9 protein-coding genes are annotated in these 14,648 nt (G+C 48.7%); 3 read left to right on the top strand and 6 right to left on the bottom strand.

Features of this window, described 5'->3' with window-relative positions; translation table 11 throughout:
* Positions 1-15: 15 nt before the first annotated feature.
* The 3 genes from ACYVFD_RS06095 to dnaA form a co-directional block, all read right to left on the bottom strand.
* Positions 16-3,930, bottom strand: coding sequence for an SdrD B-like domain-containing protein (locus ACYVFD_RS06095; RefSeq protein WP_461088887.1), 3,915 nt, complete (start codon positions 3,928-3,930; stop codon positions 16-18).
* A gap of 769 nt (positions 3,931-4,699) precedes the next feature.
* On the bottom strand, positions 4,700-5,701 hold the full coding sequence (locus tag ACYVFD_RS06090; RefSeq protein WP_461088886.1) for a GNAT family N-acetyltransferase: 1,002 nt from the start codon (positions 5,699-5,701) through the stop codon (positions 4,700-4,702).
* A 68-nt stretch (positions 5,702-5,769) separates the two neighbouring features.
* Positions 5,770-7,179 (bottom strand): chromosomal replication initiator protein DnaA, encoded by a 1,410-nt coding sequence (dnaA, locus tag ACYVFD_RS06085; RefSeq protein ID WP_461089456.1) that lies wholly within the window; start codon positions 7,177-7,179, stop codon positions 5,770-5,772.
* Between the two features lie 304 nt (positions 7,180-7,483).
* Here dnaA and ACYVFD_RS06080 point away from each other — a divergent pair, with 304 nt between their 5' ends.
* Positions 7,484-8,800, top strand: coding sequence for a methylmalonyl-CoA mutase family protein (locus tag ACYVFD_RS06080; RefSeq protein ID WP_461088885.1), 1,317 nt, complete (start codon positions 7,484-7,486; stop codon positions 8,798-8,800).
* 3 nt (positions 8,801-8,803) lie between these two features.
* Entirely contained in the window at positions 8,804-10,978 is a 2,175-nt protein-coding gene (gene scpA / locus ACYVFD_RS06075) for a methylmalonyl-CoA mutase (RefSeq protein ID WP_461088884.1), read from the top strand.
* Positions 10,979-11,091: 113 nt separating this feature from the next.
* On the opposite strand, the gene ACYVFD_RS06070 is transcribed toward scpA, so the two are convergent.
* The 3 genes from ACYVFD_RS06070 to ACYVFD_RS06060 are packed head-to-tail and all read right to left on the bottom strand — an operon-like array spanning position 11,092 to position 14,036.
* Positions 11,092-12,159 (bottom strand): VWA domain-containing protein, encoded by a 1,068-nt coding sequence (locus ACYVFD_RS06070; protein ID WP_461088883.1) that lies wholly within the window; start codon positions 12,157-12,159, stop codon positions 11,092-11,094.
* Positions 12,160-12,163: 4 nt separating this feature from the next.
* A complete protein-coding gene (locus ACYVFD_RS06065) occupies positions 12,164-13,168 on the bottom strand; it encodes a hypothetical protein (protein WP_461088882.1) in 1,005 nt (334 codons plus the stop codon).
* A gap of 7 nt (positions 13,169-13,175) precedes the next feature.
* Positions 13,176-14,036, bottom strand: a complete 861-nt coding sequence (locus ACYVFD_RS06060; RefSeq protein WP_461088881.1) for a DUF58 domain-containing protein — start codon at positions 14,034-14,036, stop codon at positions 13,176-13,178.
* Between the two features lie 135 nt (positions 14,037-14,171).
* On the opposite strand from ACYVFD_RS06060, the gene ACYVFD_RS06055 reads away from it, so the two are divergent.
* Positions 14,172-14,546 (top strand): DUF4296 domain-containing protein, encoded by a 375-nt coding sequence (locus ACYVFD_RS06055; protein ID WP_461088880.1) that lies wholly within the window; start codon positions 14,172-14,174, stop codon positions 14,544-14,546.
* The last annotated feature ends 102 nt before the right edge of the window (positions 14,547-14,648 follow it).

The following is a 14,648-nucleotide window of genomic DNA, read 5'->3' as shown; positions in this document are numbered from 1 at the left end:
TTGTATTCGGTAATTTTACCGACTTGGTCGCTTCGTCACTTTTATGACGAAGGGTACGCATGTACCAGTCGGGCATACACAGGCTTGTACATCCACTGACGCTTCTGCATAACAGCCCATTTCGTTATAAACCCGTATCCAATAGGTTCCCGGATTCTGAAGGGAACTTAATGCGCCGTTTACCGGCAATAGTGTTTTGCCCGAGGTTATGGCCACTCCTGCATCGAATGTGCTTCCCTGTACTAGTTCATAAGTCAGTGGCCCGGCAGTTGTGTTCGACACATTATCCAGCACAATGGTGTATGAGCCCGGTCCACTACAATTGGAATAAATGTTTCCAATCGATGGTAACGGATTGACGGTGACAGTTCCGACAGCTGTGGCTATACAGCCAGTTGCATTGCTCACAACCGCCGTATATGCACTATTACCGGTTGGAGTCACTGTAAACTCACCTGTAGTGCTTACAAGATTGTCGGGCAAAAGCGTATAACTGGTCCCTCCGGTAGCCGTTAAACTAACCGATTGACTCGTACAAATGGTAGCACTACTCAGTGTAGCCGTCGGTAGCGGATTAACCGTTACGCTGGCCACGGCCGATGCCACACTGTTACCAATGGTGCAGGTTGCCGTATACGTCAGCACAGTAGGACTAGTACTATTGATTAGCCCAGCCGTTGAGACGGTTACGGATGTACCACTGCCAGGCGTCGTTCCAGCCGACCAGTCAATACTACCTACTGCACATCCACTGGCGGTAAGGATAGCCGGTTGCCCGGCACAAACTACCGCATCTGTTACCCGGATATCGGCTGCCACAGTACAACTTAATGGTGCCGTATAAGTCTGACTGAATACCTGTCCCGCATAACTTGCACTCAGTGAGTGACTACCTGAACCTGATGGGAATCCACTTAAAGAGAACGGTATAGACGTTTCTCCGACAGTTACAGGAGTGTTTGCCGTTACCAAACCATCGGTCAAAATCGCTGTATCAGTTATGGAATTGGTAAGCGACATCGTTCCAGTAAGGGTGTACCCGTTGGTGAGTGTATTACAGGCGCCTGGCGTCACGGCCAGTCCGATAGTCGGTATACAGGTATTTTGTGGAAGAAATGCCGAAACGATTTCATAACAATAGGGCCCATTATAGACAATAATCGAATAGCTGGTGCCTGTGCTGCTGACAGGATTGGCCAAATCCGTATAACTTACGCTTCCATTCACCACCGTACGACTATCAACTGTAGCCGTATAGGCGGGTGGGATGCTGGTCGTATACAGAAATGTTTTACTGCCGTTTTGTATGCCACTAATGTCGATGCGGGCGTCATTGTTGGCGATTGTACTGCTGGTCGGGCAGGTTGCCATCGTTACGGATACGCTCCCGACCGACGTAGGCAGGCAGTAAAAGCCAACGTCGAAGCTATGGTCGACAGAGCCGCTGTAGCTGGTCGTAATACTGATCGTTGGAGCCGTAAAGCCAGCCAATGAGACTATCTCCGCATCAGAATCATTCATATCATTCCGATTACCACCGGATGCATTGGCCACTGTAAGATGATACCGACCACCGTTATCAGTCAGTACGGTATCGGTAAATTGCCCGCCCGTACCAAACGCGATCTGGTAAGAAGAATTCGGCAATAGAGCCGTCGTCGATCCCGGAACGGTCGATGACGTGGGGGTGTAGGTAAAATAATACTCCCCATCATCATTTGTCGTGGTAGTGGCAATAACGGCCCCATTCTGTAACAATGAAACATTGACGCCGGGCAAGCCGATTTCGCCGGGGTCCTGTTCGCCATCGTGGTCGTCGTCCAGCCAGACGCGGTTACCAATCTGTAAATAATCGGGCAAGTCGCAGGCAAGTCCAACACCGCCTAGTCCGGTAGATTTACCCAGCGTTCCGGCATCACCATCCCCCGTTTTATACACCACAAAAGCACTGGTGGCATTATCGCCGGATGTATACCCACCGGTTGTATTACTCAAAAACCGAACCCCACCCGACCAGGCCTGACTATCCAGCGGGTCCATTGTCGAAGCCACCACTTCTCCAGAACCTGGGCGGATGGCCATGGCCCCATTGGCATTTTCGGAGTGAACAAGCTCGTGATTTAGCCCAAACCCGGTATAATAAAAATCATCGTTATAAAACTCTCCACCGCCTGGTCCCTGATTGTTGGCTGTACTTGACCCGGTATTTGGCCCTGCTTTACCACCATTTTCCAGGATAAAAGTACCATTGCTAAAATAAGCCCTAAGCAAGTCACCCCCACTAATGTTATTATAATGCTTACCGTCGGCCGCATTATCACTAAAATTCTGGTAGCCGAGTTGCAACCCTGACCGATCGTTGAATCCTAATACCATCGATCCATCAATATCAAACTCGATATTGGCCAGAATAGGCTGAGGATGGATAATAAAGTACTCGCCCGTGTTGACAACGGCAAAATTGGAAAAAGTATCTTCCCATGGATACCACCCCCGAATGCTAAAGTCTATGCGATCAGGAGAGCCTTTGGGGTAGGTCAGCGGAAAGTCGAATATGATCTTGTAGGTTCCTCCGCTCCCCAGGCTATTACCTGTGCCTGGTGTATAGGCGTAAACAATGGCCCGCAGATCGCTCTTATTTTTACTGACCGAAGCATCACAGACAGCCCCCACATACACTTTACCCTGATAGGTTTTCAAGCCCCATATCCGACGAACACCACTTGTACAGATATTATCGACAGGCAGCGGGTGAGCGGCCCAATCACTGGGACCAGGTGCCCCCGACGCAGGCACACGAAGCGAATACAGTTGACCATCGTGTAAATTGGTAAACCACAGCAACGATCCATCTTCGGATAAATCCATATCGCCAATACCAACTTTTCCAATCGAATAAAAAGCATCAGCATCGTGACTGGGCGAGATTGGCTGGTCCTGTAACCCCCGTGCACTGTTCGATGGTATTGTTCCCAGATCAATGCCCAGCGTAGTAACATCGACGAACGGACTGGTATTAGCCGGACTCAGAGAAGGTCCCGACATATCGGTTACATAAATACCGCCTAAACCTGCCGGGCCTAAGCCTACGTGCCGACGCAGTACAGCACTGGTGTATAACCGTTTCGTAAACTTACTATAGGTAGCACCCCATAACGATCCGACCTGGCTAGCCGTTGCCAGAGGGCTCATAAAGCTCATATCCTTATTGCCTCGGCTGGAGTAGGGGAAAGCAACAATGGCATCCATAGCTCCGGAAGGGGAACCGTTCGTTAATGGATCACCATTGACAAAACACGGCACCATGATCAGCGGATTGGTCTGACAGTATTCCTGCGCATTCAACACGCCCAGATCCACGTCACAATCAGGCGCATTAACGAACTGTACCGTCGTGCGGCCATCCGCGCCATTTGGCGTTCCATTTCCGGCATAGGTTGGAATGTTAGTAAATTCAACCCGAACTGGATACTCTGCAGCAGGCACGGGGATCGTATAGTTACCGATTGAGTCTGTTGATGCCGTCAATACAGTACCGTTTTTTGTGATGGCTCGTACCGTAATATCCGGCAGTCCCGTTGACTCACCATCCTGATGAATACCGTCGGCATTGAAGTCTTTAAACACCGTGCCTCCCAATCCTGTACAAATAAGTGGCGGGCAAGGGGCAGGCTTATGGATCGTTTCGGTTACTGAGCAGTTCGTTGCTCCCGCGTTATAGGTTACGGTTACGGCTGCGACCGTATTGTCGGCATCAACCTGAAAAGCTATGACTTGTGGGATATGGACATCAGCATCGGTTACGGTCGAAACAGCGCGGGTAGTAATGGTCTTTATTTCATTACCTAATTGAACTGAAATCACTCCCCCATCGGGAATATTCGTCCAGCCAATTTCGGCGCTGACCGTCACTTTACTAACGCCACTCACTGAATAACAGCCAGTTGCGCTAAGACGTACAGTTAATCCACAGTCGTTATCACCGACCAATGATGATCCCGTCTTAGAATTACTGGTAACTAGTGCTGTTGGGCCGTCAGCCTGAAGAGTACCTTTAGTTCCGGTTTGTGTGGGTTTCGTTACAAGATTTGCTTCGGCTGGGCCGTTTCGACCATATTTTGACGAATATGGCACGGTAGTTGTATCCGAGTATAATACAAATAATAATTGTATAAAGAAAGGCACAAGTAAACGTAGAAACATATCGTTTGAGTTAATTAATCCATAAAAAACCTACCAACGAATTATATAAAAAACGCAAAAATCTGGTTACATAAAGATCTATTCCTATGACTTGCCTAACAAAAGATTAGCTATTCATATGTTAGGCGAAAAAAAATAGCCTTTCGGCCTCCGTTTGCTCTCAATAACCATTTTAGGGTTTTGCAACATTTATACCATCCCCCTCCGGGAAGGGCATAATCCATTTATAATTTAGGTAAATATTAAGTATAGTTTATTAATCGGCGTATAACTAAACGAGTAGTCTATAACCTCAAAAATCACTCCATTTTATAAACTATGTACCGATAAATTTTGCAAAATAGCGCTACCAGTTAATAAGTATTCGCTAATTAGCTTAACAGGATACATAGCTAGACTATCATGAAAACTACAGGCTGATAAGTCAGATAAGGTAGTTGAGTGCCAATAGATGTCGTCTAGCCAAACAGATATCGTATCATTAGAACTGATGTCCCTAAACAGCGTCTGCCAAGTGCTTTCGGACGCTGAGCATGACTCGCTCTAACCAATTCAACCGACTCCAACACATTGCTTGAAACGGTTCTTCAACAGCGCCAAAACTCTGATAGAAACTTCGTATTGATGGTTTTGTGGGACTTTCGAAGTCAAGTACCATTGGGGTTCCTTCAGTCCAGTAACCGGCCTTCTCCCGAACAAATCGGTCAATCAGGAGGGTACGCCCATTTCGTTTTCTTCCAATGTCGGAAGCCGCGTTGAAGAGATAAATGATCCGGTTGCCTTCCTCAGTAAAAAAAGCTCCTGCTTCAATCTGCCCTTGAGTTATAGCGTAATACAGGCAACCTAGTCGGCGCTGAATCAATTCATTCGCTAGATTCTGGAATACACGATAAGCCCATTCGGGCACGCCACCGTCAATGTTGCGGGCGTGGTTTTGACGAAACAGGGCTAGAAGTGGCTCTGGGTCTGAGGACTTTACAACTGTCCAATCGGCAGCGATAGCCCTACGTAAATTGAGCTTTCGGTCGCGCGAATAGTTTTGATAAATACAACTGTAATCAGTTCCCAGGCTGAGTGTATGAGTGGAACATGATTGAACAGATACAAAGTCATCTGTCCGATAAATCGGCTGGCGACTACTGAAATTTGATCCGTAGCTGAACGAAGTCGTCAGTAACTGGTAAAATGGGCTTGTATCCAGTGAATCATCACGACTAAATACATCCAGAAACTGACAGAAAAATGGCTGATGAACGACCCACTTATAGGGTACACCTGCTATCCATTTTCGACGTAAGGGAACGGGTAGAACAGCCTGATATTGACCCGTATCATCGGCCAGCACAATACCCATCCACGACCAGTCGGGCGAAGGCAGAACGATATCCAGATACCAAGAATAGCCATAGATAATCCGTTGCGGTGAGGCCGCCACACAGGCATTCCAGGCTACAACATCCAGTTCACTACGTGGAAGAAGTTTGGCCCCATTGGTCATACTGACGAAAAAAGAAGAGACGTCATTATAGACGAATGATTACCTTCCTCGTCAATCTATTTCAGGCGTTATTTAAACTGTGCTTTCAGCTTTTCGATCATATCGCGGGTTTCGGCATGTTTAGCCACCAGATCACTGATCGTTTGAACGGCATGAATCACGGTACTGTGGTCGCGGCCACCGAAGTGATACCCAATGGATTTCAGCGACAGATCTGTTTTTTCTTTAGCCAGGTACATGGCCACCTGACGCGGATGAACCAGCTCACGTTTTCGACTTTTTGCTTTCAGATCGGCGATGGTTACGTTAAAATAATCAGCAACCGCTTCCTGCACCGAGTCGATGGTTACTTCCCGGTCGGAGTCAACAACGATATTGCGGAGGGTCTGCTTAGCCAGTTCCAGGTCAATATCACGTCGATTTAGGGATGCCTGCGCCATCAATGAGACAATGACCCCTTCCAGCTCACGTACGTTGGTGTTAACGCTGTGCGCCAGATACTCGATCACATTGTCGTCAATGTAAATGCCTTCCATCTGAAGTTTTTTCTGGATAATGGCAATCCGGGTTTCCAGGTCAGGTGTCTGCAAATCTGCCGAAAGCCCCCACTTGAAGCGCGAAAGCAGCCGATCTTCCAGGCCATCCAGGGCACGCGGAGCCCGGTCCGACGTCATGATGATCTGCTTACCTGACTGATGCAGGTGATTGAAGATATGGAAGAAAATTTCCTGCGTTTTTTCTTTCTTTTGTAAAAACTGAACGTCATCGATCACCAATACATCGACCTGCATGTAGAACGATGTAAAATCGCGGATACCATCGGTCCGAACTGCATTCAGAAACTGGTTCGTAAATTTTTCTGACGTGACGTACAGAACAAACTTATTGTGATTGTTATTCTTGATATAATTACCAATAGCCTGCACCAGATGGGTTTTACCAAGCCCAACTCCCCCGTAAATCATGAGTGGGTTAAAGGAGGTAACGCCAGGCCGTTCGGCGACCGCGTAACCGGCCGAGCGCGCTAGTCGGTTACAATCACCTTCCACATAGTTTTCGAAGGTATAGCTTGGATTCAGGTACGAATCAAGCGTCAGCGAATCAAGGTCTTTAAGCTGGAAAGGACTTTTAAGAATATCCGGGTTAACATTGTCCGGCTTGGCCGTTTGTGGGCTTTTGGTAGTGGGCACATTGACCGTAAGCGGCCGATTCTGCTCATTTCCCTTATCCACAATGATCGAATACTCCAACTGCCCTGTTGGTCCTATAGCTGTGTCAAGAGCTTTACGCAGGGCATGTATAAAATTCTCCTCCAGCCATTCATAGAAGAACTCACTGGGGACCTGTATGGTTAGAACATTCCCATTGAGCCTCAGCGGAACAATGGGTTCAAACCAGGTATTAAAGCTTTGTTCGGGAACAATTTCCCGAATTACATTCAGACAGCGATTCCACACCGTCGTTACTTCACGCTGCATGCCTGTCTGAGTGGTTACATTCACGAGAATCTAGTTGTGTTACGGTTGATGCCGCAAAAAAAGGAGACAAATATGAGGAAAATATCTGACCAGACCATGCAAATGAGGGCATGATTTTAGACAGACTTGCCTTCCTTTCTGCAATGTTAAGCTAAAATTAAGGGATTAAGGCCGAACGTCAAGGGGGTAAAAAAATCCCTTTGAATAATGCAACGAACACCTATGTCAGCAGGTTGAAAAGGCACGTCTTTCCCGAAAAGATAAAAACGTTACTTTTACCAGCGTATCCTCCTACTACTATTCGATGGAGTCTCTTTTTTCATCATCCTTCCCCCCAACCGACAAGTCGGCCTGGCTGGCTCAGGTTCAGAAAGAACTAAAGGATGCGAATGCTTACGAAAGCTTACGCTGGCATACCGACGAAGGCTTTACCCTGGAACCATATTATACAGCCGATGACCTGGCCAGGCTTCCGCTTGACCAAATTCAGCGTGTGCAGAAGCAGGTGCCTGGCTGGCTTAACGCACCTGAATTAGCCATATCTGATGAAAAAACAGCGAATTTATCAATCCGAACGATACTCTCTCAGGGGGCGGAGGCTCTGGTCGTTCAACTGAGGGCAAAACCCAACCTTGCCCAATTGCTCAATGGCATAAAGCTGGCTGAAACGCCTGTTTATTTCCGCTTCCAGCCAGAATGGCCACAGGATGAGCTTGTCGATTTTATCAATAGTCTCAAAACTATTGCTCCTTACCAACTGAAAGGAGGACTCCTGACCAATGCGGGGAAAGCAACACCCGACATTACCCGTTTAACCGCTGACTCTCCACAGTTCCAGACGGTTTGCGTTAGCGGTCATGATTTTCATCAGGCAGGCGCAACCGCTACGCAGGAGTTAGCGTTTATGCTGGCTTCGCTGGTCGATCAGTATGACCAGCTAACCGAGGCAGGTCTGACCATAGAGCAACTGGTGCCAAAGACTATTCTATCCGTTTCGATTGGTACCAGCTATTTTCTGGAAGTAGCCAAACTTCGCGCTCTACGGGTACTGATTCATCGCTTATTAAGTCATTATTCATTGTCCATTACCCATTATTCATTGCCTATTCATTGCCAAACCTCAACCTTTTACGATTCCAGAGCAACGGTCTATACCAATATGCTTCGGGCTACCTCCGAAGCGATGGCGGCTGTGATTGGGGGCTCCGATGTGTTAACCATTCATGGGTATAATACCGTTCTGGGCGAGTCCAACGAGTTTTCAGAACGAATTGCCCGCAACATCTCCGTTTTACTGAAAGAAGAAAGTTATCTGAGCAAAGTGGCTGACCCGTCGGCTGGATCGTATTACATTGAATCGCTGACGCACCAACTAATCGAAGCTGCCTGGGCACTTTTTTTGGCTGTCGAACAGCAAGGAGGTATGGCCAAAGCAACTGCTGATGGTTTTATTCGGTCAGAACTGGAACGGGCTTACCAGCACAAAATCGAAGCGGTAAAAAACGGGAAGGTACTGGTAGGCGTAAACAAATTTCGTTTTGATGAGCCGAATCCAACCAGCAGCAAGTCCACGGATAACCTGGAGACAACCGGCAAACGACTTGCCGAGACGTTTGAGTAAACTATGAGACCCGACTTTACCCATATAATTCAGGCAAACCTGTCGACCCAAGAGCCGCAGGAGCGTTCTGTGGAAAACCCTTCACGCACGAGCCTTTTCGCCACTGCCGAAGGAATAAAATTAAAACCCCATTTCACGGCTGCTGATACCGATCCGCACTATGTTTCGTCATCGCAGGCAGGTATACCACCCTATCTACGTGGGCCGTATGCCAGTATGTACGTCCGCCAACCCTGGACCATTCGGCAGTATGCGGGCTTTTCGACGGCCGAAGAATCAAATGCGTTCTACCGGCGAAATCTGGCGGCTGGTCAAAAAGGGTTGTCCGTTGCCTTTGACCTGGCTACGCACCGAGGGTACGACTCCGACCATCCGCGTGTGGTGGGCGATGTCGGTAAAGCGGGGGTAGCCATCGATTCGGTCGAAGACATGAAAATTCTCTTCGATCAGATTCCCCTCGACCAAATGTCGGTATCGATGACCATGAATGGGGCCGTTATTCCCATTATGGCGTTTTACATTGTAGCCGCCGAAGAACAGGGCGTTTCGCCCGAAAAACTATCGGGCACCATTCAGAACGACATTCTGAAAGAGTTCATGGTGCGAAACACCTATATCTACCCTCCCGAACCGTCGATGCGTATTGTCGGTGACATTTTCGCGTACACCTCGCGGTATATGCCAAAGTTCAATTCCATCAGTATCAGCGGCTATCACATGCACGAAGCGGGTGCTCCTGCCCAGCTTGAGCTAGCCTATACTTTGGCCGATGGACTCGAATACATCCGTACGGGTTTACGGGCGGGCATGAGCATCGACGAGTTTGCGCCCCGGCTATCGTTCTTCTGGGGAATCGGCATGAACCACTTTATGGAGATAGCCAAGCTACGGGCAGGTCGGTTACTGTGGTCGAACATCGTCAGCCAGTTCAGTCCAAAAAATTCAAAATCACTGGCATTACGAACCCACTGCCAAACCTCCGGCTACAGCCTGACCGAACAGGACCCGTTCAACAACGTCGCCCGGACAACGATCGAAGCGCTGGCGGCCGTATTGGGGGGAACCCAAAGTCTGCATACCAACTCGCTGGACGAAGCCATTGCACTACCCACTGATTTCTCGGCCCGTATTGCGCGCAATACCCAACTGTACATCCAGCACGAAACCGACATTACCCGTGCTATTGACCCCTGGGGTGGCTCCTATTACGTTGAATTTCTGACCAGGGAATTGATAGAAAAAGCCTGGGCCCTGATCGAAGAAGTGGAGCAGCTCGGCGGTATGACCAAAGCCATCGAAACCGGATTACCCAAACTTCGCATTGAAGAAGCGGCTGCCCGCAAACAAGCCCGTATCGACTCAGGGAAAGATACAATTGTAGGAGTCAATCGCTACCGATCCGACGCAGAAACAGCCATCGAACTGCTCGATATCGATAACAAGGCCGTCCGCGAAGCTCAGATCCGACGACTAAACGAGACAAAAGCGAAACGAGACAATCAACAAGTAGAACAGGCCCTGGCGGCCCTAACCCAAGCGGCATTAACTTCAACCCAACCCTCTCCCGAAAACCAGGAAAGGGGGCCAAACCTCCTCACCTTGGCTGTCGAAGCGGCTCGTGTGCGGGCTACACTTGGCGAAATTTCAGATGCTATGGAAAAAGCGTTCGGCCGGCACAAGGCTACCATTCGGGCCGTATCCGGTATTTATTCCGCCGAAGTCTCTGACGATGAAAACTTCCGGCTAGCTCGCCAGATGAGTGATCAGTTTGCCGAACTCGACGGCCGACGCCCGCGCATTCTGGTCGCCAAAATGGGGCAGGACGGGCACGACCGGGGAGCCAAAGTCATTGCAACCAGCTTTGCTGACCTTGGTTTCGATGTCGATATGGGCCCTTTATTCCAAACCCCAGCCGAAGTAGCTCGGCAAGCCGCCGAAAATGATGTCCATGTTGTGGGCGTATCGAGTTTGGCTGCGGGGCATAAAACGCTGGTTCCCCAATTGATCGAGGAACTCCGAAAAATCGGTCGCGACGACATTTTAGTCATTGCTGGTGGCGTAATACCCGCTCAGGATTACCAGTTTCTTTATGATGCGGGCGTAAAGGGCGTATTTGGTCCCGGAACGGTTATTTCGGTAGCCGCCCAGAAGATTCTTACAGAGTTGATGAAGGAGTAAGTAGTTGGAAATAAGTAGGGCTGTGAAAATACATTAGGTTATTCTCTGTCATCCCGAGGAACGACCGGGCAGCATACGCTAAACTAGTTTCGCTTGAGTACTTACTAGCGGAGTTAATCCTCCAGCACATTACCAAATATTGTGTTTTTCAGCAGGAGAGCACTTAACAGAAAACTAATACCCCAGTATAAATACACACGGTAAAAATCTTGGATGTCTTCATACACCCTGATCTGTACCGGTGCTTTTTCTAAGCGGTTGATTTGAGCGAAAATACCTCGAAGGCGTCGGGTGTCGGTAGCCCGAAAGAAACTCCCATTTCCGATGGTCGCAATGGTTTTCAGAATTCCCTCATCAACCGTACCCGCTTTCGCCGACGATGCCCGACCAACGGCAATGGTGTACAGACGCATCGAAAAGGCTCTGGCTAATTTAGCGGCCGTGACCGGATCAAGATTCCCAGCTGTATTATCCCCATCACTCAACAGGATAATCAGTTTACTTCGCTCTGGCCTATCCTGTTCGGCTTCAGCCAGTGCAGTATCGGCCGGTGCTAGTTGCGAATTTCGCATACGGTTGATACAACGAGCCAATGCATCACCAATAGCGGTTCCCGAGGTCCGTATCATCCGGGTATTGAGGTCATTAAGGTACTGGTTTAGCAACGCATAATCCGTTGTCAGGGGGCATAATGAGAAGGCTTCACCTGCAAAAATCACTAAGCCAATGCGATCGTTTTTACGGCTGTTGACAAACGCCCGAGCAACCCGACGGGCAGCCGCCAGCCGGTTGGGCGGCAAATCGCTTTCACTCATCGACTCCGACACATCGATAGCCAGCATGATGTCGATTCCTTCCGATTGCTCATCGCGCTGTTGCCGAACAATCTGTGGGCGCGCCAATGCTACCAGCAACATGCCCATACCCATAAAGACACTAATAGGTAAAAGATAGCGGAGTAAACTAAGCCAGCGATCGATTGCATTTTCAGCCGTTAAGCGCTTCTGACGGAGTTGCCCAACTGATATATTAAGCTGTTGTCGGGCATTCAGGCTCAGGTAGTAACGAATAAAAAACAGAATCAGGATTCCGGGAATCAACGATAACGCCAATGGATAGGCAAAGTGATATTGTTTCCATTGCGCCGGGCTAAACCAGACTAGAGAATACCAGGGCTCCATGTAATCAGACAATTGGTGTGGTTTCGGTAGATTTTCCCTGAGCCGAGGTTTCGATAGACATCTTTCCCTGCAATCGGGACCGGGCGCGTCGATAGGTTTGTGTGGCGATTTCCCCCAATAAGCGTAAGGCAGGCTGCGATTGTGGCGTAAATGAACCGCCATAAATCATCCGATCGGCTTCCCGAAGTGCATCCGTTATGCGATCGTCGGCCATTCGCTCAGCCAATTCGGGGGTAGTCATGGATGTATACGGTAGCAAATCCAGTCGTTCCAGATAGGTTTTCCACAACACTACCGCCTGATTGGCTATATCGGACGCCGTATAGGAATTGATACTTCGGCAAAAGCGATTGTATTCATTCAGAAAGCGAAGATGTTGGCGGTTGAGTTGATACAGTCTCCACTGCCGACGAATAGCCTGTCCAAAGAGCCCGTATAACAGTAACGACACGATACTCACTAAGGCAAATCCGGTTGCTAACGCCAGATAATTGAACTGCTGCTGTAGTGCTGCCAGCTTGGTTTCGGTGGCTAGCTTCGCTACCGGCGTATGCGTCGAATCGGCTGTTGACGGGGTCAGCTTCGACTTTAGAAATACAGAATCGGTCTGGGTCCAGTATCGTGTACAGTCAACATCGCCTATTACCCGAACAGGTACCTGCAACCGTTGAACGGAGTCGGTTTCAAAGGAGACCAATGTGTACACGGCACTATCACGACTGATTGCGTTAAAGCCAACTCCTGATGTTTGTGTGGGAAATACAACAACACGCTCCACACGGTACGGAGCAAAATGCAGGGCCGTATCGGGAAACAATACATCCTTTATGGCCGGGTGGCGATATGTAAGTGCAAATTGAAATGGGCGACCAATTTCAATGGTATCCGTCAGAAATTGCCCGTACAGGGGTAGCCGCTTCATGGGGATTTTTTGCCCAATAGAAGCCTTCGGCTCCCAAAGCCCCACGACTAATACCAGCAAATTGATTGTGCGGAAAATAGAGGTCACGGCAGTTTTACTTTCTTACCCGGAACAATTCAACGAGTTTTGGTACAAAATCTTCCTGCGAATCGATTGCCAGGTAATTCGCATTATATTGCTTGCAGAGTCGCTCAAGCCGTACCTGATTCTGCCGGAACGTGTCATGAAGACTATTCCGAAAGGTAGCCGACGATGTATTGACCCATGTGGTTCGCCCTGACTCAGTATCGTGTACCGGTATAATACCTAAACGCGGCAGTTTCACCTCTCGCTGATCGTATAAGTGAATAACGACCAAATCATGCTTTTTCGCCAGCGCCTTCAGGTTATGTTCGTATTGCTGGTCAATAAAATCAGAGAGCAGGATCACCACACTCCGGCGTTTGAGCGCATTAAGCGTAAACAGCAACGCATCGGCAATACTGGTTCGACCCGACTCAGGCTGGAGCTTATACAGGCTCATAATCAGCTGATAGCCTGTTTTCAGGCCGTTTGACGGCTTGATGTATTTCTCTTTCTGATCCGAAAAACAGTACATGCCCACATGGCTGGCTTCCCGAATGGCCGACAGGGCCAGTACGCCACACACCTCTTTGGTAGCCGCCAGTTTGTCGCGGTAGCTTGGACCAACCTGTTGCGAAGCACTTACATCGACCACAAAAAAAACGGTCTGATCTTTCTCTTCCCGAAATACTTTCACAAACGTACCGTGGCCTTTCGACGATACGTTCCAGTCAATAGCCCGCACGTCGTCGCCGTATTGATAGGTGCGTAAATCGGTAAATTCCAGGCCTGTACCTTTAAAAACAGATCGAAAGCTTCCCCGCATCTGCGAATTAACCGCTTTGCGAATGCGAATATCAAAATTTCGAAGCCGGGCCAGGAATTCGTCCATCGTTACCAGACATTATACTTTTTTAACAGCCAATACCGAACTTTGCCTGGCATGATTAGCTTACAAAGCTATTAGTTTTCAGTATTCGGTTTACGCGTAAACCAAATACCGTACATCTCAATCAAAACGTACCGCATGTATCGGACCCATTTCCAATCCCGTTGGTGGACCCTGTTGGTAGGCGGCTGGCTGATGGTTGCCTGTTCAGCTCCGGAGGATGAACGCCCGGAACACCTGATCCCGACCGATCAGATGGCCGACATCCTGACCGACGTTCATTTGACCGAAGCCCGAGTCAGCCGCATGGCCTTAACGTCGATTGACTCATCAAATATTGTCTATAAACGATTGGAAAGCCAGATTATAAAAAAACACCAGCTCGATACGGCCGTGTACCGAAAAAGTTATATTTTCTACTCGTCGCACCCGCGTGAGATGGAAACGATTTACCAACGGGTAACCAAAAATCTGCAGAATATAATCAGCGGAAAAACGCCCAAAAAAGCATGACTGGTAGCTGTCTCCAGAAACGCCCTTTCAAAACATTTCCGGTATTGGTTCAGTACTACTAAGTATAAAGCCTGATGCTGAATCGTCTGTTACGGCAAGCGT

It is taken from the genome of Spirosoma gilvum (assembly GCF_054776815.1).
The sequence above is the reverse complement of the archived record's forward strand: the minus strand, read 5'-3'. Positions and strand labels throughout refer to the sequence as shown.